The organism is Mycobacterium triplex, assembly GCF_000689255.1.
Classification (GTDB): domain Bacteria; phylum Actinomycetota; class Actinomycetes; order Mycobacteriales; family Mycobacteriaceae; genus Mycobacterium; species Mycobacterium triplex.
Genome location: NZ_HG964446.1, coordinates 854,589 through 880,078, shown reverse-complemented (window position 1 = coordinate 880,078; position 25,490 = coordinate 854,589). Strand labels below are relative to the sequence as shown.

Genomic DNA, 25,490 nt, shown 5'->3' with positions numbered 1-25,490 from the left:
CGGTCAGACCGAGTACTTCTCGATCAGCCCGTTCTTGTAGAGCTTGCCGGTGTCGGTGCGCGGCAGCTGCGCCTCGAACGCGATCGATCGCGGGCATTTGAAGTGCGCCAAGCGGTCTCGCAGCCAGGACAGCAGCTCGTCGGCGAACTGATCGGTGGCGTCGGCCTGCTCGACGGTCTGTACGGCCGCCACGACCCGCTGGCCCATCTCGTCGTCGGGCACCCCGAACACCGCGGCATCCAGCACCTTCGGGTGGGTGACCAGTAGATTCTCGGCCTCTTGCGGGTAGATGTTCACCCCGCCGGAGATGATCATGTGGTGGCGCCGGTCGGTCAGGTACAGGTAGCCCTCGTCATCGAGGTAGCCGATGTCCCCGACGGTGGTCCACCCGTGCTTGTCGCGGGATGACGCGGTTTTCGCTGGGTCGTTGAGGTACTCGAACGCATACCCGCCTTCGAAGTAGATCTCGCCGGCCTCGCCGGGCGGCAACTCGTCGCCGTTCTCGTCGAGAATGTGCACGGCGCCGATCAAGGGCTTGCCGACCGAACCCGGATGCGCCAGCCAGTCCTCGGCGCCGATCAGCGTCGAGCCGTGTGCTTCCGAGGAGGCGTAGTACTCGTCGATGATCGGCCCCCACCAGTCGATCATCTGCTTCTTGATCTGTACCGGGCACGGCGCCGCGGCATGCATCACCCGCTTGAGACTGGACAGGTCATACGAATCGCGGACATCCTGCGGCAGTTTCAACATCCGGACGAACATGGCCGGCACGAACTGGCTATGCGTCACGCGGTGGCGCTGGATGGCATCCAGCGTCCCTTCGGGATCGAAGCGCTCCATGACGACCGTGGTCAGGCCCGCGCCCTGCACCGTCATCGACCACACCGACGGCGCGGTGTGATACAGCGGGGCCGGACTCAGATACACCGTGTCGGTGTCCATCCAGAATCCAACCAGTTCCGACATCATGCCCGGAGCGTCTTCCGGTGGGACGTGCGGTAATTCGCGTTTGATGCCCTTGGGCCGGCCGGTGGTGCCCGAGGAGTACTGCAGCAGGTCGCCCTCGATCTCGTCGGCGATCGGGGTATCCGGTTGATTGGCAACGCATTCCGGGTAGCGATCCCAGCCCGGCAGATCGCCGTCGGCGATCAGCAGCAGCTCGGGCAGGCCGTTCGGCAAATGCTCGGCCAGGCCGGCGAGGGTGTCGCGCAGCGCCGCCGAGCCGACGATCGCCTTGGCGCTGCTGTTGTCGATGATGTAGGCCGCCTCGGCCGCGGTCAGGTGGGTGTTGATCGGCACGTAGTACAAGCCGCTGCGCCGAGCCGCCCACATGACGGCGTGCATGTGCTGGTTGTTTCTCCATCAGGATCGCGACGCTGTCGCCCTCGCGCAGCCCCGCCTGACGGAATCGGTGCGCCAGCCGGTTGGCCCGCGCCTCCAGGTCATCGAAGGTGACGACCGTTCCGGATGGGTACAGGATGATCGCCGGTTTGTCGGCGCCGACGTAGGGGCGGATCTGCATGCGACGACTGTACCGCCGCCGAATTTTGACGGGTGTCAAGCGGCCCGTCGCGGTCGTTCAGGGCAGGAATTGCTGCACGGCCGAGCAGAACGCGGCCGGTGATTCCAGATGCGGGACATGGCCGGTGCCGGGCACCCCGACGAATCGGGCCGCGGGCATCCGGGCCGCGAAACCCCGGGCCAGTGCGGCGATATTCCCTTTGGCGGCTTGCTCGTCGGGCGCGGTGTACTTCGCGCCCGCATAGGTGCGGTCGGACAAACCGCAGACGAATAGCGTGCGGGCGGGCAACGACGCGACGAACTCCACCGCCGGTTGGTTGAGCAGCATGTCGGTGGCCGCCGCCGAGCTTTGCACCCAGCGCTCGAACTCGGGCGAGGCCGCGACGGCCGTGCGCACCGCGACGAACGGCTCGATCAGCCGGGGTTCCTTGGTCACGAAGTAGTGCGCCATGTACTGGCGGATCTGATCGGCGGTCGAAGACCGTTCGTCGGCAGCCCAGTCCTGATGCCCCACCTGCCGGGTCAGCCCGTGCCGATAGTCCTCGAGCCCCATCGGGTTCTCCAGCACCAGCGCGGCCACCCGCTCGGGTGACAGCCGGGCCATGTGCATGGCCACCAGGCCGCCGGTCGAATGCCCCACGACGGCAACAGAATTCACCGTGAGGGCATCGAGTAGCGAGCGCAGATGTGCCACCAGCGCTTCCGCGGTCAACGTCGAGGGCTTGGTGGATTTACCCCAGCCGACCAGGTCGGGAACGATGACCCGGTAACCGCGGTGACGCAGCGTCGCGATGACGTCCTTCCAGTACGCGCCGAAGAAGTTCTTGCCGTGCACCAGCAAGGCGGTGCCCCGCGGCTGGCCGCTCTCGGGCGCGATATCCATGTACGCCAGCCGGGCGCGGCGTTCCCACTCCGGGGCGACCCGATCGATCCACGGTGCCTGCGCGACGTGCGTGACGTCGAGATAGCGGACGGGATAGGGGTAGGGGTACCCCTCCAGGCCGATTCCGAGGCCGTCACCGGTGGGCCACGGCACCGGCGACTCGGCCTCCGGCGACCCGGTGTGGCAGCCGGAAGCAAGCAGTCCCACCGCGGCCACACCCAGCGCGCGACGCCGATCAACGATCACGACTCGATGATCTGCAGCGGCGCCGCCAGCGTGCAAATTGCGCTGGTAGGCGAGCGTCAGCCGTGCGGCGCCTCGGAGATCTTGCTGTCCGGCTTGCCCACGGTCTGGCAGTAGGTCTGCGCGGACAGCCGCGTCGCGGAAATCTCCAGATTGGTCGGGTCTTGGCCGCTCTTGTCCTTCAGCATTTTGCTGATCTCGTCGTTCTGCTTCTTCTCGTCCTGGGTGGTGAAGTCCTTGCACTTGGTGTCGCCGCCAGTGTTGATCACTTGCGACGCCGAGCATCCGCTGAACAGAATTCCCGCTGCCGCAACCACAATCGTGAGCGCGGAGGTTGTCGTTGACTTCATCATCAGCCTTCCAGGTTTCCGGTGTTAGCTGTTAATAGACCGAAGCATGGCGTTCCAAACAACTGCTTGTCGCCTTTTGCCGACAAAAAATCGGGCCGGCGCGACTTGCGCGCCAGCCCGATTCGAAGTTCCCGCCCGCCTCAGTCGGACTCGGCCAGCCGCTGCTTGAGCGACTCGAACTCGTCCTTGACGCCGGTGGGCAGCTTGTCGCCGACGAACTCAAACCACTCCTCGATCAGGGGCAGCTCCTCGCGCCACTCGGCCGCGTTGACCGCCAGCGCCTTGGCCACGTCCCCACCCTGGATGTCGAGACCGTCGAGGTCCAGGTCGTCGGCCGTCGGCACGATGCCGATCGGGGTGTCCTGGCCGCCGGCCTGGTGCTCGATGCGGTCGACGATCCACTTGAGCACCCGGCTGTTCTCGCCGAAGCCCGGCCACAGGAAGCCACCGTCGGAGTCGCGGCGGAACCAGTTGACGAAGAAAACCTTGGGCAGCTTGGACTCGTCGGAGTTCTTCCCCAGGTCGATCCAGTGCTGGAAGTAGTCACCGACGTGGTAGCCCAGGAACGGCAGCATGGCCATCGGGTCGCGGCGCACGGTGCCGACCTTGCCCTCGGCGGCGGCGGTCTGCTCGCTGCCCATGGTGGCGCCCATGAAGACGCCGTGCTGCCAGTCGCGGGCCTGGGTCACCAGCGGCACCGTCGTCTTGCGGCGCGCGCCGAACAGGATGCCGGAAATCGGCACCCCCTGCGGGTCGTCCCACTCGGGCGCCAGGATCGGGCACTGCGACATCGGGGTGCAGTAGCGGGAGTTCGGGTGCGCGGCCTTCTCGTCGGACTCGGGTGTCCAGTCGCGGCCCTTCCAGTCGATCAGGTGCTGCGGGTCGCCCTCGAGGCCTTCCCACCACACGTCGCCGTCGTCGGTCAGCGCGACGTTGGTGAAGACGGTGTTGCCGGCCTCCATCGTGCGCATCGCGTTCGGGTTGGACTTCCAGTTGGTGCCCGGCGCGACGCCGAAGAAGCCGAACTCGGGGTTGACCGCGTAGAGCCGGCCGTCCTTGCCGAAGCGCATCCAGGCGATGTCGTCACCGAGGGTCTCGGCACGCCAGCCCGGGATGGTCGGCTGCAGCATCGCGAGGTTGGTCTTGCCGCACGCCGACGGGAACGCCGCGGCGAAGTAGTAGGCCTTGTTCTCCGGGGAGATCAACTTGAGGATCAGCATGTGCTCGGCGAGCCAGCCCTCGTCGTGCGCCATCGCCGAGGCGATGCGCAGCGAGTAGCACTTCTTGCCCAGCAGCGCGTTGCCGCCGTAGCCCGAGCCGTAGCTCATGATCTCGCGGGTCTCCGGGAAGTGGGTGATGTATTTGGTGTCGCTGCACGGCCAGGGCACGTCTTTGGCGCCCGACTCCAGCGGGGCGCCCACCGAGTGCAGCGCCTTGACGAAGAATCCGTCGTCGCCGATCTTTTCCAGCGCCGCCTTGCCCATCCGGGTCATCACCTTCATCGAGATGACGACGTACTCGGAGTCGGTGATCTCCACGCCCAGCTTCGGGTCCTCGGCACCGAGCGGTCCCATGCAGAACGGCACCACCCACATGGTCCGACCGCGCATGCAGCCGCGGTACAGGTCGTTCAGGGTGGACCGCATCTCGCTCGGGTCCATCCAATTGTTGGTCGGGCCGGCGTCGGCCTCGCGCTCGGAGCAGATGAAGGTCCGGGATTCCACGCGCGCCACGTCGGACGGGTCGGACAGCGCCAGGTAGGAGTTGGGGCGCTTGTCCTCGTTCAGCTTCGTCAGGGTGCCGGCCTCGACCAGCTGCTCGGCCAGCCGGTTGAACTCCTCGTCGGATCCGTCAGCGAACACAACCCGGTCGGGCTGGGTCAGCTCGGCGACCTCCTCTACCCACGCCAACAGCCCACGATGATTGGTGGGTGCGTTGTCCAGACCGGGAATGGTCGCTGAGGTCATCGAACTCTCCTGAATTCATCTCCGTACGCGTGGGCGCAAATTGGTGGTCGCGTATGCGGTCGCCCACACAGATATTGACATGGTGGCGTTAGCTACAGGTTATCGTGATCCCCTTGCTGGGGAAGGCCCGGGCGGGTATAAGCCTTCTCACAACAACGATTCAGAAGCGCTCAAACGGTCACGAATTGTCCTCATCCGCGCTCCTCGGGCCCGATTTAGTGCTTTCTGGCCCGCCGGTGTCGTCGGGGTGGCCATCGGGTTGGGGGATACCCGGTTCGCCGAGTTCTGCACGTACCGCTTCCAGCGCCGCCCGAACCGTGGGCATTTCCCGGTCCCGGGCGGCCGCGGCGCGGGCCGCGGCGATGGCGTGTTCGCGCAGTTCGGTGTCGATCTCACTGACCTGCTCCGACACCTGCGTGTTCGCGGCCTCGTCCTGTGCAACCAGCCCGGTGCTCAGCGCCGACTCGGCGGCCAGCACGCGGGTCGCCACCAGCTCCTCGACGACCGAGCGCAGCGACGACGTCAGGTCGCCGGTCCAGCGGTCCAGCAACGACCGGTCATGCAGCAGGGCGCGCAGTTTGACCACCAGCACGGTGACCGCCAGACCGACCGCCACGCACAGCACGGCGCCGGCGATCTGCAGCGCCGGATTCAGCCGCTGGGCCACGCCGGCCAGCAACCGGGACAGCGTCAGCGCGACGCCGACCCCGAACCCGATGCCCAACAGCAGCATCAGCCAGGTCTCCTGCCGCCGGGATTTCAGCGGCGGGGGCGCGACGTCGACGGTGGGCAGCTGCTCGACGGGCGGTAACTCCAGCGGCACCTCCAGCTCGCGTGCGACGTCGTCGAGCTGGGTGGTGGTGCCCACGTCGACCTCGCTGACCACCTCGGCGGCGCGGCCCCGCGCGTGTGCCTCGAATCCGGCCATCTCCCGCCGGGGCAGCCGCGCGACGTCGGACTGCAGCTCGCTGCGCACCGACGAGCACCGGTTGAGCGCGAAGTGCGACAGCTGCACCCGTGCCTGCTGGGTCTGGCTGCGCATCCGGATGGTGCGCTCGGATTTCGCTTGCCGGCGCTCACGCAGGGCGGTGATGCGCTCCTCACGCAGCGCGTCGACCCGGGCCCGCCGCCCGGCGCCGTCCGCGTCGCGGTCGAACCGCTGCGCGACCGTTTGCAGCCGGGATTCCCAGGCCCGCAACCGGTTTCGTCGCGCGATGTCCGGGGCGGCGAGTTGCGCCGAGACGGTTTCGACCAGGTCGTCCAGCTGCGGCTCACCCAGCTCGGGCGCGGCGGCCACACCTATCCACGGCACCCGGGCGTAGCGCGGCGCATGGGCGGCCAGTGCGTCGCGGTTGGCGCCGCGCACGTCGCGCCAGGCCCGGTGCACGTCGATCTTGGACACCACCGCGACCACCACGTCGGTGTGCTCGCAGGCCGCATCAAGCAGCGCGCAGTCCGATGCGGTGAGTTCGGCGGCCGCGGAGACGACGAACACCACCGCCGTCGGCGCCTCGCCGGGCTGCAGATCGGTCGACTCGACGAACTTGTGCTCGGGCAGCCGCTCGCCGAGTGCGGTGGCCACCCCGGTCACACCCGCCATCCACGGGCCGGTCACCAACACCACCTCGCGGCGGGTGATGGCCGGCGGATCCAGCCGCGGCCCGATCGCCGCCACCAGTTCGTCGACCTCGGCCGCGCCGGACGCGTTTTCGCTCATGCCGACTCCCGCGACCACAGCCGCAGCGATCCCCGGGCGATGTCCGCACCGCAGGCCCGGTGCAATTCGCTCGCCGATTCGCGCCCGTAACGCTGCCACCGCGCCGCCCGGGCCAGGTGCCCGGCCGGGTCGCCCCCGCCGCCGGCGTCCAACCCCGCCGCCTCGGCTACCTCGATCGCGGCGGCCATCCGCGCGACCACGGTGTCGTCGCGGGACAGGAATTCGCTGATCCGTTCCCCGATCAAGCGGCCGACGGCCAGGGCCTCCAGCTCCACGGTGGCCTCGAGCACCCGCCGGTAGCGCGCCTCGGCGCCCAGCGCCGACAACCGGGCGATCACCGCGTCGATGCCGCTGACCCGGCGCAGCAGGGCACGGACCTGTGGTTCCGTGCCGCCCCGGCGGACCGCGGCGATGCCCAGCGCGGTGCCGAACAGGTCCAGGCTGTCCAGGAGCCGCAGCCGCGCCCGCGTCGGCACGGGGTTGTCGGCCGCGACGAAGTCCTCGAACGAGCCGTCCAGGCAACCGGGGTGGTCGGCCAGCGTCCGCAGCGCCGCCCACGACGCGGCGTCGAATCCCTCGAACGCGGCGACGGCCAGCAAAGCGCTCATCGGTTCGACCGGGACGCCGGCGACCTCGGCCAGCCGCGCGCACCGGGTGCGCGCGGCCTGTAGCGGCCCGTTCCCGGTGCGACCCGACAGCGAGCCGACCAGGTCGGCCTTGTTGAGCACCGCCAGCACCGGGCACCCGGCGGCCGCGATCGCGTCGGCGTCCTCGGGTTTGACCACTTCGGCGATGACCTGGACGACGACATCGGCGTCGCTGCCGGCCGGCATGACCGCGATTCCGGCCGGGGTTTCCGCGTATGCCAGGGCGCGGGCCACGGTGCCGCGACCGGCCCCGGCCCGTCCGCGCACCGCCACCCGCAGCGGCGCGGCAGCCTGCTCGGCGATCGCGCTCACCCGCGCGTCGTCACATTCGGCAGCAAACCGCTCCAGCTCGTCGACGAAAACTTGGCTCCCCCGCACCTTCATTTCTTGCCTGCTCGATCCGATCGGCCGGCACCCCACCGCCGGCGTTGCTCCCGTCGCATGCGGGGTCGTCGCCGACGCCGGGCCTGTTTGCCTTGCCGACGATCCAGCCCCACCGCATAGTGGCACTTGCGTCTTCGAGTTGCGAGCCACCGTCTATCTGTTACCAGTTGAAGGCAACTGTTGGGTATCAATCTGGACCAGGGGCGGCTACATCGGGGATTCATAAGCCACCATGGACAAATGCATGCGCAACCCGGGGTCGGGACGTGTCCCGACGCACCGGTGGAGGTGGGAGCCGGCCTGGATACCGAAGAAGGCGTGACGCCCGGGTCGGAGCCGGACGGTTCGGGCGCCCCCGAACGGGGCTATCTGCCCGCCACCGGCTTCCGTTCCCGGCGTTCCACCCTGTCCGGCGGCCAGCGCGAGACCTGGGAGCGGCTGTGGCCGACGGTGGGCCGCTCCGACATCCCGCACCGTTTCGAACCGCTGGACACGTCGGCCTGGTTCGGCCGGCGGGCACCGCTGGTGCTCGAGATCGGCTGCGGCAGCGGCACGTCGACGCTGGCGATGGCCCGCGAAGAACCCGAAATCGACGTGATCGCGGTGGAGGTCTACAAGCGCGGCCTGGCGCAGCTGCTGTGCGCGATCGAGCGCGAGCGGGTCGACAACATCCGGCTGATCCGCGGCAACGGGATCGACGTGCTGCGGTATCTGATCGCACCGGCTTCGCTGACCGGGCTTCGTCTCTACTTCCCCGACCCGTGGCCGAAGGCCCGCCACCACAAGCGCCGCTTCCTGCAGCCGGCCACGGTTGGCCTGATCGCTGACCGGCTACTCCCCGGTGGTGTCCTGCACGCCGCAACGGACCACCCCGGCTACGCCGAGCAGATGGCCGAAGTAGGCGACGCCGAACCGCGGCTCTGTCGCGTCGATCCCGGCAGCGACCTGCCGATCTCGACCGTGCGCCCGACGACCAAATACGAGCTGAAGGCCCACGCAGTGGGCAGCTCCGTATCCGAGTTCATCTGGAAAAGACGATGAGTATGAGCCTCGCTGAAGAAACGGCCGCGCCCGCCGGAGAAACCTCGCCGGCGGCGCCGTCGGGGGACCTGGACAGCTTCGATGCGGCGCCGCGGCGCGTGCTGCTGGTGTGGGACGCCCCCAACCTCGACATGGGCCTCGGCTCGATCCTGGGCCGTCGACCCACCGCTTTGGAACGCCCGCGGTTCGATGCGCTGGGCCGGTGGCTGCTGACCCGCACCGCGGAGGTCAGCGCGGCCCGTCCGGGCGTCGTCGTCGAACCCGAGGCCACGGTGTTCACCAACATCGCCCCGGGCAGCGCCGACGTCGTTCGACCCTGGGTGGATGCTTTGCGTAACGTGGGGTTTGCGGTCTTCGCCAAGCCGAAAATAGATGAAGACAGTGATGTCGACCGGGACATGCTGGCCCACATCGAACTGCGGCGGCAAGAAGGGCTCGCGGCGCTGGTCGTGGCGTCCGCCGACGGTCAGGCGTTCCGTCAGCCGCTCGAGGAGATCGCACGCACCGGGGTCGGTGACACGACCCCCGTCCAAGTGATCGGATTTCGCGAACATGCGAGTTGGGCACTAGCGTCGGATACCTTGGACTTCGTTGATCTGGAAGACATCGAAGGTGTTTTCCGGGAACCGCTGCCGCGAATCGGCCTAGATTCGCTGCCCGACCGGGGAGCGTGGCTGCAGCCGTTCCGGCCGCTGTCCGCGCTCTTGACCACGCGTGTGTGACACTGGAAAACCGATGCGCGGGTCGCTGTTAGTGATCCAGTAAGGAGCTTACGTGTTCGCCTGGTGGGGTCGAACCGTGTACCGCTACCGGTACATCGTGATCGGGGTCATGGTGGCTCTGTGCCTTGGCGGCGGTGTCTTCGGGATGAGCCTGGGCAAGCACGTCACGCAGAGCGGTTTCTACGACGACGGCAGCCAGTCCGTGACGGCCTCGATTCTGGGCGACAAGACCTATGGCCGGGACCGCACCGCACAGGTCGTGGCGACCTTCACCGCTCCGGACGGCAAGACCGTCGACGACCCGGCGTGGCATCAGCAGACCGTCGACGAGCTGAACAAGTTCGTCAAGGACCATCCCGACCAGGTGCTCGGCTGGGCCGGTTGGCTGGCGTTGACTCCCGGCGCCGAGCCCCCGAATGCCCAGGTCAAGGGGATGGCAACCGACGACCGCAAGCACACCTTCGTCACGATCCCGCTCAAGGGCGACGACGACGACACCATTCTCAACAACTACAAGGCCGTCGAGCCGGCCCTGCAGAAGCTGGGCGGCGGCAAGGTCGAACTCGCCGGCCTGGAGCCCGTCGCCAACGCCCTGACCGGCACCATTGCCAGCGACCAGAAACTCCTGGAATACCTGGGGCTCCCGCTGGTGACGGTGGTGCTGTTCTTAGTGTTTGGCGGCGCGGTAGCCGCCGGGCTGCCGGTCATCGTGGGCGGGCTCAGCATTGCCGGATCACTGGGCATCCTGCGGTTCGCCGCCATCTTCGGCCCGGTGCACTTCTTCGCCCAACCGGTGGTCTCGCTGATCGGCTTCGGTATTGCGATCGACTACGGCCTGTTCGTGGTGAGCCGGTTCCGCGAAGAGATCGCCGAGGGCTACGACACCGAGGCCGCCGTGCGACGCACGGTGATGACGGCCGGTCGTACGGTGGTGTTCTCGGCGTTGCTGATCATCGCTTCGAGCGCCAGCCTGCTCGTGCTGCCACAGGGCTTCGTGCATTCGCTGACTTACGCCATCTTTGCGGCGGTGGGGCTTGCCGCGCTGCTGTCGATCACGTTGCTACCGGCCTGCCTGGGCATTCTCGGGGCCAACGTCGACGCGCTCGGCGTGCGGACCGCGTTCCGGGTGCCCTTCCTGCGTAACTGGAAGTATTCGCGGGCCTCGCTTAACTGGCTCGCCGACCGGCTGCAGAAGACCAAGACCCGCGAAGAGGTCGAGGCCGGTTTCTGGGGCAAGCTGGTCAACTGGGTGATGAAGCGGCCGCTGGCCTTCGCCATCCCGATCGCCGTCGGCATGATCCTGCTGGTCATCCCCCTGGGCAACCTGTCGCTCGGCGGCATGAGCGAGAAGTACCTGCCGCCGGACAACCCCGTTCGCATGGCCCAGGAGCACTTCGACAAGCAGTTCCCCGGGTACCGGACCGAGCAGCTGACCGTGGTGATCAAGAGCAACAACCACAGCAAGGTCACCGACCAGCAGGTCGCCGACATCCGCAACAGGATCTCGGGGATCACCGGATTTACCGACAAGACGTGGGAGGAGCGTCCCTGCCCCGTCATCGCGGGCAACCCCTGCGTCAACGGGCCGAACGGGACCACCGTGCCCAAGGACGACTCGGTACGGGTGATCCAGAACGGCCTGGTCAACAAGAACGACGCCGAGAAGAAGATCAACGAGCTGCGGGCTATCAGCCCACCGAAGGGGCTGACCCTGCTGGTCGGCGGCACGCCGGCGCTGGAACAGGACAGCATCCACAGCCTGTTCGCCAAGGCGCCGCTGATGCTGGTGCTGCTGCTGTCCGCCACCCTACTGCTGATGTTCCTGGCGTTCGGATCGGTGGTGTTGCCGATCAAGGCCGCGCTGATGAGCGCGCTGACGCTCGGCTCCACGCTGGGCATCCTGACCTGGATCTTCGTCGACGGGCACTTCTCGACGTGGCTGAACTTCACGCCGACGCCGCTGATGGTGGTGCTGATCGCGCTGGTCGTCGCGGTGGGCTTCGGTCTGGCCACCGACTACGAAGTGTTCCTGGTCTCCCGCATGGTCGAGGCCCGCGAACGCGGCATGTCGACCGCGGAGGCGATCCGGATCGGTACCGCGACCACCGGGCGGTTGATCACCGCCGCCGCGCTGGTGCTCGCCGTGGTCGCCGGCTCGTTCATGTTCTCCGATTTGGTGATGATGAAGTACCTGGCGTTCGGCTTGGCGGCGGCGCTGCTGCTGGACGCGACCGTGGTCCGGATGTTCCTGGTGCCCTCGGTGATGAAGCTGCTCGGCGACGACTGCTGGTGGGCCCCGCGCTGGGCCCGGCGGCTGCAGAACAAGATCGGCCTGGGCGAGATCGACCTGCCCGACGAGCGCAAGCGCAGCTCCGTCAACGGTCGGGCCGTCCGGCCGCCGGTCGCGGCCAGCCTGGTGGCCGCGACACCGCGGGCGCCGCACGACCCCACGCACCCCGGTTCGCCGCCCGAGCCGTCGCGACCGCAGCCTGCTGAGCCGCGACCTGCCGCGGAGCTGCCTCCCGGCCCGACCGCCGCCCGTCCCCAGCCCCGGCCCAGCCAGCCGACGGAAGCCAAGACGACGCGCTTCTCGGCGCAGGGCAACCCCGAGGTCGCACGGCAAGCGGGGCCGGCCACGCCGGCACCACCGCCGTCGGCCGGGCAGACCCGGGCCATCCCGGTGCCGGGCAACCGCGAGGGCACCGCCGACCCGGCCGAGCCCACCACCGCGCGTCCCGTGATGCGGCCGGAGGACAACGACTCCGACGCCGCCACCGAGAAGATGAACGCCCGCGGTGATAACGGCGACAATTCGCGTCCGCGGCGTCGCGCCGGCGGCGGGCTGTCCGCGCAGGATCTGCTGCGCCGCGAGGGGCGGTTGTAACCCGCTCGAGTCCTAGTCGGACACCTGCTCGGGGTGGTCCGCTTTGGCGTGCAGCACGGCCGGGTCGTCGGCATCGTCGAGCTGCTCGGCTTCGGCGGCCGGATCCGGGGCGAGTAGCACCTGAATCGCGTTGTTGAGGAACGCCACCGTCGGGACCGCCAGCAGGGCCCCGACGATGCCGGCCAGCACACCGCCGGTGGAGATCGCCAGCACCACCCCGAGCGGGTGAATCGACACCGCGCGCCCCATCACCAGCGGCTGCAGCAGATGCGACTCGATCTGGTTGATCACGACCAGCAGGCCGAGCGTGATCAGCGCATAGACGATTCCCTTGGTCAGCAGTGCGACCACCACGGCCACCAATCCCGAGATCAGGGCACCGATCAGCGGGATGAACGCACCGAGAAACACCAGCGACGCCAGCGGCAACGCGAGCGGCACGCCCATGATGGCCAGCCCGGCGCCCACCCCGGCCGCGTCGGTGAAGGCCACCAGGAAGGTGGCCCGCACGTAGGCGATCAGCGAGCCGTATCCGGCGCGGCCCGCTTCCATCACCCGGTCGCGAACGCCGACCGGGACGATTTTGGCCACGTAGGCGAAGATGTTGCGGCCGCCGTAGAGGAAGAAAATCAGGGTGAACAGCACCAGCACCGCGGCGGTCAGCAGTTCGGTGAGGGTGGCCGCGGTGGACAGCGCGCCGCTGGTCAACTTCGACTGATTGTTGTGCAGCGCCTGGATCGCGGCATTGCCCGCGTTGGTGATCTGTTCGCTGCGCAGATGCGCGGGCCCTTCGATCAGCCACCGCCGGGTGCTGTCGATGCTGCGGGTGACCTGCTCGGTCAAATCCGGCAAACCGACGATGAACTGGGTGATGACGAAGGTGAGGATGCCGCCCAGCAGCGCGAAACCGCCCAGCAACACCAGCGCGACGGCGCTGCCGCGGGGCAGCCCGCGCCCGTCCAGCCAGTCCACGACGGGCACCAGCAGCGCGCTGATCATCAACGCCAGCAACACCGGCACGACGATGACCTCGAGTTTGGCCACCACCCAGAGGCAGGCGAGCGCCGCGGCGAAGATGACCAGCAAACGCCACGCCCAGGCGGCGGTGTGGCGGACCAGGGGTGTGACCGAGGCGTCGTCGGGGTTTGCCGGCATCCGGCCAGCCTATCGGGCGTCCGCTGTCGGGTGATGACGTCGGCACGATCCGGTTACGACGGCGACACGCGCGGAGTTTCGCCTCGATTGCGGCGCCACCTGCGCGGTTACCCTAAATCACGTGCCGCACGACGCGCCCATCCGCAACCTCCGCTTCCCGGGCGGCGGCGCATTCGCGCACCAGGATGAACCGCTGGCTCCCGGGCGCGCCGGCGAGACGCCGCGGGGCAAGTACTGGTGGGTGCGCTGGGCGGTGCTGGCCGTGGTCGCGGTCGTGCTCGGGATCGAGGTCGCGCTGGGCTGGGATCAGCTGGCCAAGGCCTGGACGAGCCTGTTCCAGGCCAATTGGTGGTGGCTACTCGCGGCGGTGGCCGCGGCGGCCGCGTCGATGCACAGTTTCGCCCAGATCCAGCGCACGTTGCTGAAGTCCGCCGGGGTGCACGTCAGGCAGCTGCGCTCCGAGGCCGCCTTCTACGCCGCCAACTCGCTGAGCACAACACTGCCCGGCGGCCCGGTGCTGTCGGCGACATTTTTGCTTCGGCAGCAACGTATTTGGGGCGCCTCGACCGTGGTGGCGTCCTGGCAGCTGGTGATGTCGGGGGTGCTGCAGGCGGTCGGTCTGGCGCTACTCGGGTTGGGCGGCGCCTTCTTCCTGGGCGCGAAGAACAACCCGTTCTCGTTGCTGTTCACCCTGGGCGGATTCATCGCACTGCTGCTGCTTTCCCAGGCGGTGGCATCGCGCCCGGAGCTGATCGAAGGCATCGGCACCCGCATCTTGGCGTGGTTCAACTCGCTGCGCGGCAAGCCGACCGATACCCACCTGGCCAAGTGGCGCGAGATCCTGATGCAGCTCGAATCGGTCAGCCTGGGCCGGCGCGACCTCGGGGTGGCGTTCAGCTGGTCGATGTTCAACTGGATCGCCGACGTCGCCTGCCTCGCCTTCGCGGCGTACGCGGCCGGGGACCACGCGTCGATCGCCGGGCTGACGGTGGCCTACGCGGCCGCACGCGCCGTCGGCACGATTCCGCTGATGCCGGGCGGGCTGCTGGTGGTCGAGGCGGTGCTGGTGCCCGGTCTGGTGTCCAGCGGTATGTCGCTGCCGAACGCGATCTCGGCGATGCTGCTCTACCGGCTGATCAGCTGGTTGCTGATCTCCGCTGTCGGCTGGGTGGTCTTCTTCTTCGTGTTCCGCACCGAGAACCCCGGCGGCTCCGACGACGACCCACCGACCGGTCCGCTACCACTGATCGAGCCGCAGCTGCGGCACTGGAACGACCCCGACGACGCCGCCTTGCAGGGGCCGCTACCGCCGCCGGAGAAAGGTGCCGGCTAGCCGACGTTGTTCTGCCGCGACGGGCCGGGCAGCGTACCGCCGGCCGCGGGCGGGGCCGGCACGGTCGCCGCGGGCGGGCCGCCGAGGCCGGCCGCCGGCGAGACGGGCAGGCCGCCGGCGCCCTGCGCCTGCTGCATCATGCCCATGGCCTGGGGGATGCTGATCGGCAGCTTGCACTGCATCGACAGGTTGGTGAGCGGCTGCGCGATCCCGGCCATATCGGCGGCCACCTTCGGGTTGCCCGCGAAGTAGGACTTCAGCCCGGTGACCGACTCCGGGCCGGCCTGCTGCTGCAGCATCGTGGACATCGCGTGGTTGGTCTCCGGATGCGAGTCCAGGTAGTCGCCCATCGACTTGGAGACCGAACCGATCGTCCGGGCGACCTCACTGGCCGCGCACGGGTCGGTGGCCCCGGTCGCCGGCGGCCCGGCCATCAGCGCGACGGCCGCGGCGGGCACTGCGGCGGCGAACAAACCTGCGGCGAGCATCTTCATGCCTGAACTCCTCACGGTTTGCCACGGCTGCCGGGTCTGGGCGCGGTGCAAACTGCTGCGGTGGACGGCCGCAATGACTGCGGAGTTCCCCATCCCCCGCGCGGCCCAGCGACATCCTGCCATCCCGGTTCATGCCCTGCCACCGGGTGTGACCGAGATCCCGCTTGGTCACCGGTTGACAACGACTCGGTCGCGACTTGGCTACGACTTGTCCGAGGACCCGTCTGCGCAGCTCACGAATTCGTGAAGCCGAACTAATGCATAGGCGGCTGCGGTATCGTCGCCCTCACGCGTAAGCGAGATACTCGGGGAGCCTGAAATCCAGCAGTTTATGATGCGCCTCAGCCGCAGCCTGCGCAGGTACCGCTGGTTGGTCTTCACAGGCTGGTTGCTGGCATTGGTCCCGGCGATCTACTTGGCCATGACGGCGTCCGGGAATCTCACCGGCGGTGGTTTCGAAGTGGCCGGCTCGCAGTCGTTGAAGGTCCACGATCAGCTGGAGGGCCAGTACCACGACCTGGGCGCCTCGTCGTTGGCGCTGGTGGCCGCACCCCGTCCCGACGCCAGCTACGAGGACATGAACAATGCCGTGACGCAGCTGCGGCAGATCGCCGGCGAATTCCCCGGTGTCACCGAGAAGACCAACCCCACCCAACGGCCGCCGCAGCCCGACCGGCCGTACGTGCTCACGCTGCGGCTCGACGCCCGCAACGCCGGCACCAGCGACATCGCCAAACAGCTACGGCAGCGGGTGGGCGTCAAGGGCGACCAGTCCGGGCAGACCGCCGACGGCCGGGTGCGGCTCTACGTGATCGGTCAGGGGGCGCTGTCGGCGGCCGCGGCGGCGAACACCAAACACGACATCGCCAAAGCCGAGCAGTGGAACCTGCCGATCATCCTGATCGTCTTGCTCGCCGTGTTCGGCTCGCTGGCCGCCGCGGCGATCCCGCTGGCCCTCGGCGTCTGCACGGTCGTGGTGACGATGGGACTGGTCTATTTCCTGTCGGCCTACACCACCATGTCGGTGTTCGTGACCTCGACGGTGTCGATGTTCGGCATCGCTCTGGCGGTGGACTATTCGCTGTTCATCCTGATGCGGTTCCGCGAGGAATTGCGGTCCGGACGCCAGCACCGCGAAGCCGTCGACGCCGCGATGGCCACCTCCGGGCTAGCGGTGGTGCTGTCCGGGTTGACCGTCGTCGCCTCGCTGACCGGTATCTACCTGATCAACACCCCGGCCCTGAAATCGATGGCCACCGGGGCGATCATGGCCGTCGCGGTCGCCATGCTGACCTCCACGACCTTGACACCCGCGGCGCTGGCGACGTTCGGCCGGGCGGCCGCCAAGCGCTCGATGCTGCTGCACTGGTCGCGTCGACCGGAAAGCACGCAGTCCCGATTCTGGAACCGCTGGGTTTCGGCCGTGATGCGCCGGCCGTGGATCTCATCCATCGCGGCGGCGGCGATCCTGCTCGTCATGGCGGCACCCGCGACGTCGATGGTGCTGGGCAACAGCCTGCTGCGCCAATTCGACTCCGCGCACGAGATCCGCGCCGGCGTCGCCGGGGCATCCCAGGCCCTCGGACCGGGCGCGCTGGGTCCGATCCAGGTGCTGGTGAGCTTCCCCGACGGAGCGGCGTCGGCACCCGAACACAGCCAGACGCTGGCCGCCATCCGCCAGCGGATGACGCAGGCGCCGCACATCGTCTCGGTGACCCCGCCCCAATTCGCTGACGACAACAGCAGTGCTTTGCTGTCCGCGGTGTTGTCGGTCGATCCCGAGGACATGGGCGCCCGGCAATCCGTCGACTGGATGCGCGCCCAGCTACCCAAGGTTCCCGGTGAGGGCACGGCACACGTCGATGTCGGCGGGCCGACGGCGTTGATCAAGGATTTTGACGACCGGGTCTCGGCGACCGAGCCGCTGGTGCTGTTGTTCGTCGCGGCAATCGCGTTCGTGATGCTGTTGCTGTCGATCCACTCGGTGTTCCTGGCCTTCAAGGGCGTGCTGATGACGCTGCTCTCGGTCGCCGCCGCCTACGGAAGCCTGGTCATGGTGTTCCAGTGGGGCTGGTTGCGGGATCTCGGGTTCGCCCACATCACCTCGATCGACAGCACCGTTCCCCCGCTGGTCCTGGCGATGACGTTCGGGTTGTCGATGGACTACGAGATCTTCCTGCTCACCCGCATCCGGGAACGCTTCCTGCGGACCGGAAACACCCGCGACGCGGTCGCCTACGGCGTGAGCACCAGCGCCCGCACCATCACCAGCGCGGCCCTGATCATGATCGCGGTGTTCATCGGTTTCGCGTTCGCCGGCATGCCGCTGGTCGCCGAGATCGGGGTGGCATGCGCCGTCGCGATCGCGGTCGACGCCACGGTGGTGCGGCTGATCCTGGTCCCGGCGCTGATGGCGATGTTCGCCCAGTGGAACTGGTGGCTGCCGGGGTGGCTGCGCCGCCTCCTGCCGTCGGTCGACTTCGACCGGCCGCTGCCCGACGTCGACCTCAGCGACATCGTCGTCATTCCCGACGACATCTCGGCGCTCACCGCGCCCAGCGCGGACCTGCGGATGGTGCTCAAGTCGGCGGCCAAGCTCAAGCACTTGGCGCCCGACGCCGTCACCGTCGCCGATCCGCTGGCCTTCACCGGCTGCGGGCGCAACAACTGCAAGGAGACCGAGGAACCCCGCGGCCAGGGGCCCGGACAGATTCCGCACCAGGTCAACATCGGCGACGACGACGCCGTCGCGGTCACCCTCGGCGCCGAGAAGAACGGCAGCAATGGTTCGACCCGGGCCGCGTCCGGGGCCAAGAAGCTGGTCGACGGGTTGGCGCCACGCAACGGTATTTCCCGGGCCATGCCGTGGGGCGATCGGCCGGTGCATCCGGTGACCCTGTGGCGGGGCCGGTTGTCGGTTGCCATCGACGCGCTCGAGGCCGGCAAGCGCGGCCACGACCGGCGATACGCCCGCAGCAGCCCGGTGGAAACCACCCATGTGCAATTGCCCACCGGCGACCGGCTGCAGGTCCCGACCGGCGCCGAGACGCTGCGCCTCAAGGGCTACCTGATCATGTGCCGTAACAGCAGCCGCGATTATGCCGAATTTGCTGACATGGTCGACACATTGGAACCGGAAACGGCCGCGGTGGTGCTCGCCGGAATGGACAGGTATTACTGTTGTCAACCGCCCAAGCAGCAATGGATCACCTCGCAGTTGGTCCGACAACTCGCGGATCCGAATCCTTCCGATCTGCCTGACGCGGTCTCGGAGCCGGGCGCCAAGGCAGACTGGGATCAGGTCAGGCAGCGCTGCCTTTCGGTGGCCGTCGCGATGCTGGAGGAGGCGAGGTGACGTTGGCAGCCGACCGACGACGCGAGCCGCCGCCTCAGCAGCCCGGCGCCGAACGTCGTCCCGATCTCGATCAGCCGGTCGAGTTCTGGCCGACCGCCGCGATTCGCTCCGCGATGCAGGGCGGCGACATCGACACCTGGAAGCGGATCGCCGCCGCGCTCAAGCGCGACCCGTTCGGCCGCACCGCCCGTCAGGTGGAGGAGGTCCTCGAGGGCACCCGCCCGTATGGCATCTCCAAAGCGTTGTGGGAGGTGCTGGAGCGCGCCCGCACCCACCTGGAGGCCAACGAACGCGCCGAGGTGGCCCGCCATGTGGGGCTGCTGATCGAGCGGTCCGGCCTGGCCCAGCAGGAATTCGCCGCCCGCATCGGGGTGGCGGCCGATGAGCTGGCCTCCTACCTCGACGGCAGCGTCAGCCCGTCGGCCTCGCTGATGATCCGGATGCGCCGGCTCTCGGACCGGTTCGTGAAGGTGAAGTCGCCGCCCGCCGACACCGACTGACCGGTCAGCGCGCGTTGATCGGCAGCACGTCGGTCACCAGCCAGTCGCCGCCCCGCTTGACCAGTGCCACCCGCAACGCCGGCGCCGCCCGACTGGGCGGCTGACCGGGGGTGGTCTGGGTGACCCGCAGGATGACCGCCACACTCGCCGCCGTGGGCCCCAGCGCCTCGACCCCGGCCGCCAGCGTCGAGGCCTGCGCCGTGACGTGGCGTTGGGCGAGATCGGCGCTGGACTTCTGGTATTCCTGCTTGAACGCGTCCGCGCGCTCGGGCACCATCATCGCCGCCGCCCGGTCGATCGAGCTGGTCGGGGCGCTCGGCGTGAACGACGCCATCGCCTCGGCCATGCCGCTGGCCACCTGGGCCGCGTCGCGGGTGTCCTTATTGAAGGCGCGGTCGGTGCTCGTCCAGTGGGTGTAGCCCGTCACCACCGCGGCCGCCACGGCGGCCGTGCACAGGACGACGACGGCCAGCCGCAGCCCCGGCGCTTCGTCGTCGGTGCCCACGCTGACCGAATCCCGGCGCAGCAGCCAGAAATTGACCCCGACCCCCTCGGCGATCAGCACCAGCAGCACCGAGCAGACCGACACCCACCACAACGGCCAGCCAAGGATCAGCCCGATCATCAGCAGCGCGCCGATCGTGGCCAGCGGCGCCAGGATGTCGAAGGCCAGTAGCCGCCACAGGTTTCTCATCGGATCGACTCCAGGTGAGAGATCATCAGCTTGCCGTCGACGTCTGAGACGTCCAGACGCAGATTCCAGTGCACCGTCTGCGGCTTGGCGCCGACGTTCTCGCTGACCGACGTCGCGACCAACATCACCGAATCCGTCCGGCTGGCGAACGGCGGCAGCTTGGTGGTCACGATTTCTCTTGGAGGCCTTGCACCCTCGGGCTGGCTGTCCAGGTCGTGGTGCACCGTCTCGATCGCCACCGACTCGATGCGCCCGCTGCTCTGCGACTGCAGTTTTTCGACCACCTGCCGGTAGGGCTGCACGGTCGCGTCGAAGTCGGTGTTGAGCTGGCCGACCGTCCCGTCGTGCAGGCGCTGCAGGCTGGCGTCGATGTTGGTGCTGTTCATGTTGATCAGCACGCCGGTCCAGTCGGCGGCGGTCTGCATCACCCGGCCGAGGTAGGTGCGTTCGGCCGAGTCGGCGCGGTGGTCGGACCAGATGATCCCGACGAGCACGACCGCGGCGACCGACAGCACGCCCAGCACCGCCGAGGCGATGCCGTACGGCGAAAACATGGCGCCGTCGATGTATTCGTCGGCTTCCGCCGCGCCGGCCTCGGCGTCGTGCTCGTCTGCCGGATCTTTGGTGGTCGCCGGCTCTTTCTGTGCGCCCTCGGGCATGGGCGCGAGGTTACCCCGCCGCCGGTCGCGATCGGCGCAGCAGGCGCCCGGCGCGGGCGAAGATGGAAGGATGGTCCGGTGACGTTTGCTGCCACCCGCTCGGGCCTGGACCTGAGCCACATCGACGAAAACACCCGCCCGCAGGACGACCTGTTCGGTTACGTGAACGGTCGCTGGCTGACCGACTACGAGATTCCCCCGGACCGCGCCACCGACGGGGCCTTTCGCACCCTGTTCGACCGGGCCGAGGAGCAGGTCCGCGACCTGATCGTCGAAGCGAGTGAGCGCGGTGCGGCGCCGGGCAGTGACGAGCAGCGCATCGGCGACCTGTACGCCAGCTTCCTCGACGAGGACGCCGTCGAACGCCGCGGGCTGCAACCACTGCACGACGAGCTGGCCACCATCGACGGCGCGGCCGATGCGGCGGCGCTGGCCGGCGTCGTCGGCGCCCTGCAGCGCACCCGGGTCGGCGGCGGCGTCGGCGTCTATATCGACACCGACGCCAAGGACTCGACCCGCTACCTGGTGCACGTCAACCAGTCCGGAATCGGGTTGCCCGACGAGTCCTACTACCGCGACGAGCGGCACGCCCAGGTGCTCGCGGCCTACCCGGGACATGTCGCCCGGATGTTCGCCCTGGTGTACGGCGGGGAGGACAACGACCACGCCGACACCGCGGCCCGCATCGTGGCGCTGGAGACCAAACTCGCTGCCGCGCACTGGGATGTGGTCAAGCGCCGCGACGCCGATCTGACCTACAACCTGCGCACCTTCGCGCAGTTGCAGACCGAGAGCGCGGGCTTCGACTGGACCGGCTGGGTCACCGCCCTGGGCAGCACGCCGGATGCCGTCGCGGAAGTCGTTGTGCGCCAGCCTGATTACCTCACCGCGTTCGCGGCGCTCTGGGGCAGCGAGGACCTCGACGACTGGAAGCGTTGGGCGCGTTGGCGGTTGATCCGCGCCCGCGCCTCGTGGTTGACCGACGCGCTGGTCGCGGCGGACTTCGACTTCTACGGCCGCCTGCTGACCGGGACCGAGCAGATCCGGGACCGCTGGAAGCGCGGGGTTGCACTGGTCGAGAACCTGATGGGCGACGCCGTCGGAAAGCTGTACGTGCAACGGCATTTCCCGCCGGACGCCAAGGCCCGCATCGACGCGCTGGTGGACAACCTGCAAAAGGCCTACCGGGTCAGCATCAGCGACCTGGACTGGATGACGCCGCAGACCCGGGAACGCGCGCTGACCAAGCTGGGTAAGTTCACCGCCAAGGTCGGCTACCCGACAAAGTGGCGCGACTACTCCGCCCTGGTGATCGACCGTGACGACCTGTACGGCAACTACCTGCGCGGGTACGCGGTCAATCACGACCGCGAGCTGGCCAAGCTGGGCGGGCCGGTGGACCGTGACGAGTGGTTCATGACACCGCAGACCGTCAACGCGTACTACAACCCCGGGATGAACGAGATCGTCTTTCCCGCAGCAATTTTGCAGCCGCCGTTCTTCGACGCCCAGGCCGACGACGCCGCCAACTACGGCGGCATCGGGGCGGTGATCGGCCACGAGATCGGGCACGGCTTCGACGATCAGGGCGCCAAGTACGACGGCGACGGCAACCTGGTCGACTGGTGGACCGACGACGACCGCCGCGAGTTCGGTGCCCGTACCAAGGCGCTGATCGAGCAGTACGAGGCCTACATTCCGCGCGAGCTGGACGGCGCTCACCATGTCAACGGCGCCTTCACCGTCGGTGAGAACATCGGCGACCTGGGCGGGCTGTCCATCGCGCTGCTGGCCTACCAGCTGTCGCTGAACGGCGACCAGGCTCCGGTGATCGACGGCCTGACCGGCGTGCAGCGGGTGTTCTACGGCTGGGCTCAGGTGTGGCGCACCAAATCCCGTGTGGCAGAAGCGATCCGCCGCCTGGCGGTGGACCCGCACTCGCCGCCGGAGTTCCGCTGCAACGGTGTCATCCGCAACCTCGATGCCTTCTACGAGGCCTTCGACGTGGCCGAGGACGACGCCCTGTTCCTCGCGCCGGAGCGCCGGGTCAGGATCTGGAACTGATCCCGACGAGGGCTTCGATGCGGGCCGGCACGTGCTTGTGCCACGGCGTTCCGGCGTACGAGTCGCGCCACCCGGTCGACGTCAGCGCGTTGGGTGCCACACCGGGAACCACGGTTGTCCCGTCGGCGTCGACGTAGTCGAGCCCAAAGCCGTTGGGCAGGGCCGCATGTCCGGGCAGCATCGTCTCGGTGATCTCGACGGTGGCCTCGGCGCTGCCGGCCGCGGTGGTGATGCGCGCCCGACAGCCGTCGACGAGTCCGAGGTCCTGGGCATCCTCCACGCTGACGCGCAGTGCTCCGTCGGCGTCGCGCTTACGCCAGGACGGGTCGCGGAAAATGTCGTTGGCGGTGTAGGCGCGCCGCTCGCCCACCGACAGCACGATGGGCAGCTCCGCCGTGGTCAGTTGCGGCGGCGGGGTGGAAAGCGCCCGCAAATCGCGCAGCATTTCCGGGATTTCGAGGGCGATCTTGTGGTCGGAGTGGCTGATCAGCGCGAAGTCGTCCTCGTAGTTGTGCGCGGTGAACACCACGCCCGACGGGCTGTTCAGGATCGCCTCGAACAGCGCGTTGCCGTCGGCGTGGCCGGCTCGCCGCACGGCCTCGGGATAGGTCATCGCGGTCTTCTGGGCCAGCCCCCACACCGCGGCCGCCCCGGCCATGCCGTCCGGCAACGTCGGCCCCAGCGTTTCGTAGAGCACGTACGGGACCAGCCGCGCCATACTCGGATTACCCGCGACGGCGCCCAGGAACGCTTCGCCGTACGCTTCCAGGCCCTGTTCGGCGGCCTCGCGCAGCGGCCGTAGCTCCGCGTCGTCGATGACGCCGAGCGCGCGCACCAGCCGGGCCCAGATCTCCGGCTCGGGCAGCGTTCCCTCAAGCGGTTTCAGCAGCGGGCGGCGCAGGTGAAAACCGTTGTGCGGGAACTCGAAATTGAAGAACGTCGCCTCGGTCTTCTCATACTGGGACGCTGCGGGCAACACGTAGTGCGCCAGTCGCGCGGTCTCGGTCATCGCGACGTCGACGACCACCATCAGCTCCAACGACGCAAACGCCTCCCGGCACGCAGTCGAGTCGGCGAGCGAGTGCGCGGGATTGCCGCTTTCGACGATCATCGCCCGGAAGCGGTCCGGGTGGTCGGTCAGGATCTCCTCGGGCACGGCATTGGACGGGATCAGCCCGGCGATGATGGGTGCGCCGGTGACGGGGGTACGGCCCGAGACCGTGCTGAACAGTGACGCCAGCGACGAATGCAGGTGCTGGCCACCCTTTTTCGCGAAGTTTCCGGTGAGAATCCAGAGCAGCTTGTTCAGGTACGAACTCAGGGTGCTGTTGGGCGCCTGCTGAATTCCGAGGTCTTCGAACACCGAGACGCTCTCGGCGGTACCGATGCGCCGCGCCGCCGCCCGCACCAGCTCCTCGTCCACCCCGCAGCGCTCCGCATAGTCGGCCACCGAGACGTCGCGCAGCGCCTCGCGGACGGTGTCCGCGCCGTGCACGTACTCGGCGAGAAATGCTTCGTTGCATAGGTTTTCCTGGACCAGCACCGCCGCCAGGGCGGCCAGGCACCAGGCGTCGGTGCCCGGTCGCACCCGCAGGTGGAAGTCGGACATCTTCGCGGTGTCGGTGACGACGGGGTCGATCACGATCAGCGACCGGTTCGGGTCCTTGGCGATCTCGTTGAGCACCACCCGGGCCCGGGGGAAGCTCTGCGACATCCACGGGTTCTTGCCGACGAACACCGATACTTCCGCGTGCTCGAACTCGCCCCGAGTGTGGCCGCCGTACAGATGCGCGTCGACCCACGCTTCGCCGGTCTTCTCCTGCGCCAACGCATTCGACCGGTACTTCGACCCCAGCGCCTTCAGGAACGCGCCGCTGTATGCCCCGCCCAGGTGGTTGCCCTGCCCGCCACCGCCGTAGTAGAAGATCTTGTCCCCGCCGTAGGTGTCACGGATGTGCTTGAATCCCTCGGCGATCTCGACAATCGCGGTGTCCCAATCGATCTCCTCGAAGCTGCCGTCGGCACGACGGCGCATCGGGCTCCTCAGGCGGGCGCGGTTGTTTTGATAGTGGTCCAGCCGCAGCGCCTTGTTGCAGGTGTAGCCCTGCGACGCCGGGTGGTTCTTGTCGCCGCGGATGCGTGACAACGTGCGATCTTCGACTTGTACGACGATGCCGCAATTGCATTCGCAGAGGATGCATGCGGTGGACTGCCAGTCAGCGGGCTTGGCGTCGGTCACTGCGGGACTTCCTTTCGGGCCACTTCGGCAAGGCGGCGAGCAGCGAATTGCGCAGCTGGCGGTGGATGAGATCCATTGGCGCCAGGTCACGCCGCACCCGAGCCAGGACGATGGCGCCCTCGAGCGCCGAGGTCGTCAGCACGGCCAGTTCACTGGCCTGGACGGCGGGTATGCCGTCGGCGATCAAGCGCTGCGCGACCTGGCCGTTCCATCGGTCGAACACCGCGGCCGCCCGCTCGATGACGGGGGCCATCCGCTCCCGGTCCTGCTCGTCGCCGGACTCGACGGAGACCGCCACGATCGGGCAACCGGCGCGGAAATCGCTGTCGATCAACTGGCGGCGGTACTTGTCGATCAGGGTGTCCAGCAGGTCGAGGCTGCTGTAGGCCTTGTCGATGATGGCGCCGACGTGCTCGCCGGCGTAGTCGACTGCCTCGCAGAGCAATTGGGTCCGACCACCCGGGAAGTAGTGATAGGCCGACCCGCGCGGCGCGCCGCTGTGCTCGAGCACGTCCGAAATCGCGGTGGCGTGGGCGCCGCGTTCCCGGATCAACAGCGCAGCGGAAATGACCATCCGCTCGCGTGGACTTCGCATCGCCACCCCTTTCGGCTTATGTATGATGCTATACATAATCGGC

18 protein-coding genes and 1 pseudogene are annotated in these 25,490 nt (G+C 68.3%); 7 read left to right on the top strand and 12 right to left on the bottom strand.

What is annotated here, in order from left to right:
- Positions 1–3 precede the first annotated feature (3 nt).
- From fadD4 to BN973_RS04015, 6 genes and pseudogenes are all read right to left on the bottom strand, one after another.
- Positions 4–1,522, bottom strand: a pseudogene (gene fadD4 / locus BN973_RS04040) (fatty-acid--CoA ligase FadD4).
- Positions 1,523–1,579: 57 nt separating this feature from the next.
- Positions 1,580–2,650: an alpha/beta fold hydrolase gene (locus BN973_RS04035; RefSeq protein WP_051641110.1), complete on the bottom strand. Its 1,071-nt coding sequence runs from the start codon at positions 2,648–2,650 to the stop codon at positions 1,580–1,582.
- Positions 2,651–2,706: 56 nt separating this feature from the next.
- Positions 2,707–2,997, bottom strand: coding sequence for a hypothetical protein (locus BN973_RS04030; protein ID WP_139830054.1), 291 nt, complete (start codon positions 2,995–2,997; stop codon positions 2,707–2,709).
- 140 nt (positions 2,998–3,137) lie between these two features.
- Positions 3,138–4,964: a phosphoenolpyruvate carboxykinase (GTP) gene (locus tag BN973_RS04025; protein ID WP_036466101.1), complete on the bottom strand. Its 1,827-nt coding sequence runs from the start codon at positions 4,962–4,964 to the stop codon at positions 3,138–3,140.
- A gap of 178 nt (positions 4,965–5,142) precedes the next feature.
- Entirely contained in the window at positions 5,143–6,681 is a 1,539-nt protein-coding gene (locus BN973_RS04020) for a hypothetical protein (RefSeq protein WP_036472013.1), read from the bottom strand.
- Positions 6,678–7,712 (bottom strand): hypothetical protein, encoded by a 1,035-nt coding sequence (locus BN973_RS04015; protein WP_036466095.1) that lies wholly within the window; start codon positions 7,710–7,712, stop codon positions 6,678–6,680. The genes BN973_RS04020 and BN973_RS04015 overlap by 4 nt, the downstream gene beginning before the upstream one ends.
- A 222-nt stretch (positions 7,713–7,934) precedes the next feature.
- Between BN973_RS04015 and trmB the strand changes: the two genes are divergently transcribed.
- Genes trmB through mmpL3 form a run of 3 tightly spaced genes read left to right on the top strand, consistent with a single transcriptional unit; the run spans position 7,935 to position 12,359 of the window.
- The gene (gene trmB, locus BN973_RS04010) at positions 7,935–8,753 is read left to right on the top strand and encodes a tRNA (guanosine(46)-N7)-methyltransferase TrmB (protein WP_036472012.1); all 819 of its coding nucleotides are present in this window, start codon (positions 7,935–7,937) and stop codon (positions 8,751–8,753) included.
- Between the two features lie 2 nt (positions 8,754–8,755).
- On the top strand, positions 8,756–9,475 hold the full coding sequence (locus BN973_RS04005) for a PIN domain-containing protein (protein WP_036466094.1): 720 nt from the start codon (positions 8,756–8,758) through the stop codon (positions 9,473–9,475).
- Between the two features lie 52 nt (positions 9,476–9,527).
- Complete coding sequence (mmpL3, locus tag BN973_RS04000) at positions 9,528–12,359, top strand: trehalose monomycolate exporter MmpL3 (RefSeq protein WP_036466091.1); 2,832 nt, start codon at positions 9,528–9,530, stop codon at positions 12,357–12,359.
- A 12-nt stretch (positions 12,360–12,371) separates the two neighbouring features.
- Here mmpL3 and BN973_RS03995 read toward each other — a convergent pair whose 3' ends face one another.
- The gene (locus BN973_RS03995) at positions 12,372–13,514 is read right to left on the bottom strand and encodes an AI-2E family transporter (protein ID WP_036466087.1); all 1,143 of its coding nucleotides are present in this window, start codon (positions 13,512–13,514) and stop codon (positions 12,372–12,374) included.
- Positions 13,515–13,635: 121 nt separating this feature from the next.
- Between BN973_RS03995 and BN973_RS03990 the strand changes: the two genes are divergently transcribed.
- Positions 13,636–14,847: a lysylphosphatidylglycerol synthase transmembrane domain-containing protein gene (locus tag BN973_RS03990; RefSeq protein WP_407067547.1), complete on the top strand. Its 1,212-nt coding sequence runs from the start codon at positions 13,636–13,638 to the stop codon at positions 14,845–14,847.
- Here BN973_RS03990 and BN973_RS03985 read toward each other — a convergent pair.
- Positions 14,844–15,341, bottom strand: a complete 498-nt coding sequence (locus BN973_RS03985) for a hemophore (RefSeq protein ID WP_036466086.1) — start codon at positions 15,339–15,341, stop codon at positions 14,844–14,846. The genes BN973_RS03990 and BN973_RS03985 overlap by 4 nt on opposite strands.
- A gap of 331 nt (positions 15,342–15,672) precedes the next feature.
- Here BN973_RS03985 and BN973_RS03980 point away from each other — a divergent pair, with 331 nt between their 5' ends.
- Together BN973_RS03980 and BN973_RS03975 are read left to right on the top strand one after the other, a co-directional pair.
- Positions 15,673–18,696 (top strand): MMPL family transporter, encoded by a 3,024-nt coding sequence (locus BN973_RS03980; protein ID WP_036466085.1) that lies wholly within the window; start codon positions 15,673–15,675, stop codon positions 18,694–18,696.
- Positions 18,693–19,196 (top strand): transcriptional regulator, encoded by a 504-nt coding sequence (locus BN973_RS03975; protein WP_036466082.1) that lies wholly within the window; start codon positions 18,693–18,695, stop codon positions 19,194–19,196. The genes BN973_RS03980 and BN973_RS03975 overlap by 4 nt, the downstream gene beginning before the upstream one ends.
- Before the next feature lie 4 nt (positions 19,197–19,200).
- On the opposite strand, the gene BN973_RS03970 is transcribed toward BN973_RS03975, so the two are convergent.
- Together BN973_RS03970 and BN973_RS03965 are read right to left on the bottom strand one after the other, a co-directional pair.
- Positions 19,201–19,890, bottom strand: a complete 690-nt coding sequence (locus tag BN973_RS03970; protein WP_036466076.1) for a hypothetical protein — start codon at positions 19,888–19,890, stop codon at positions 19,201–19,203.
- Positions 19,887–20,549: a hypothetical protein gene (locus BN973_RS03965; protein ID WP_036466074.1), complete on the bottom strand. Its 663-nt coding sequence runs from the start codon at positions 20,547–20,549 to the stop codon at positions 19,887–19,889. The genes BN973_RS03970 and BN973_RS03965 overlap by 4 nt, the downstream gene beginning before the upstream one ends.
- Before the next feature lie 78 nt (positions 20,550–20,627).
- On the opposite strand from BN973_RS03965, the gene BN973_RS03960 reads away from it, so the two are divergent.
- Entirely contained in the window at positions 20,628–22,613 is a 1,986-nt protein-coding gene (locus BN973_RS03960; RefSeq protein ID WP_036466073.1) for a M13 family metallopeptidase, read from the top strand.
- Here BN973_RS03960 and BN973_RS03955 read toward each other — a convergent pair.
- Complete coding sequence (locus tag BN973_RS03955; RefSeq protein ID WP_036466071.1) at positions 22,597–24,852, bottom strand: molybdopterin-dependent oxidoreductase; 2,256 nt, start codon at positions 24,850–24,852, stop codon at positions 22,597–22,599. The genes BN973_RS03960 and BN973_RS03955 overlap by 17 nt on opposite strands.
- Positions 24,830–25,447: a TetR/AcrR family transcriptional regulator gene (locus tag BN973_RS03950; protein WP_036472010.1), complete on the bottom strand. Its 618-nt coding sequence runs from the start codon at positions 25,445–25,447 to the stop codon at positions 24,830–24,832. The genes BN973_RS03955 and BN973_RS03950 overlap by 23 nt, the downstream gene beginning before the upstream one ends.
- Positions 25,448–25,490: the final 43 nt, after the last annotated feature.

Bases quoted from the DNA above. Each gene is read 5' to 3' on its own strand.
- BN973_RS04030 (WP_139830054.1), bottom strand. From the start codon at position 2,997: ATGAAGTCAACGACAACCTCCGCGCTCACGATTGTGGTTGCGGCAGCG.
- BN973_RS04025 (WP_036466101.1), bottom strand. From the start codon at position 4,964: ATGACCTCAGCGACCATTCCCGGTCTGGACAACGCACCCACCAATCAT.
- BN973_RS04020 (WP_036472013.1), bottom strand. From the start codon at position 6,681: ATGAGCGAAAACGCGTCCGGCGCGGCCGAGGTCGACGAACTGGTGGCG.
- BN973_RS04015 (WP_036466095.1), bottom strand. From the start codon at position 7,712: ATGAAGGTGCGGGGGAGCCAAGTTTTCGTCGACGAGCTGGAGCGGTTT.
- BN973_RS04005 (WP_036466094.1), top strand. From the start codon at position 8,756: ATGAGCCTCGCTGAAGAAACGGCCGCGCCCGCCGGAGAAACCTCGCCG.
- BN973_RS03995 (WP_036466087.1), bottom strand. From the start codon at position 13,514: ATGCCGGCAAACCCCGACGACGCCTCGGTCACACCCCTGGTCCGCCAC.
- BN973_RS03985 (WP_036466086.1), bottom strand. From the start codon at position 15,341: ATGAAGATGCTCGCCGCAGGTTTGTTCGCCGCCGCAGTGCCCGCCGCG.
- BN973_RS03980 (WP_036466085.1), top strand. From the start codon at position 15,673: ATGATGCGCCTCAGCCGCAGCCTGCGCAGGTACCGCTGGTTGGTCTTC.
- BN973_RS03970 (WP_036466076.1), bottom strand. From the start codon at position 19,890: ATGAGAAACCTGTGGCGGCTACTGGCCTTCGACATCCTGGCGCCGCTG.
- BN973_RS03965 (WP_036466074.1), bottom strand. From the start codon at position 20,549: ATGCCCGAGGGCGCACAGAAAGAGCCGGCGACCACCAAAGATCCGGCA.
- BN973_RS03950 (WP_036472010.1), bottom strand. From the start codon at position 25,447: ATGCGAAGTCCACGCGAGCGGATGGTCATTTCCGCTGCGCTGTTGATC.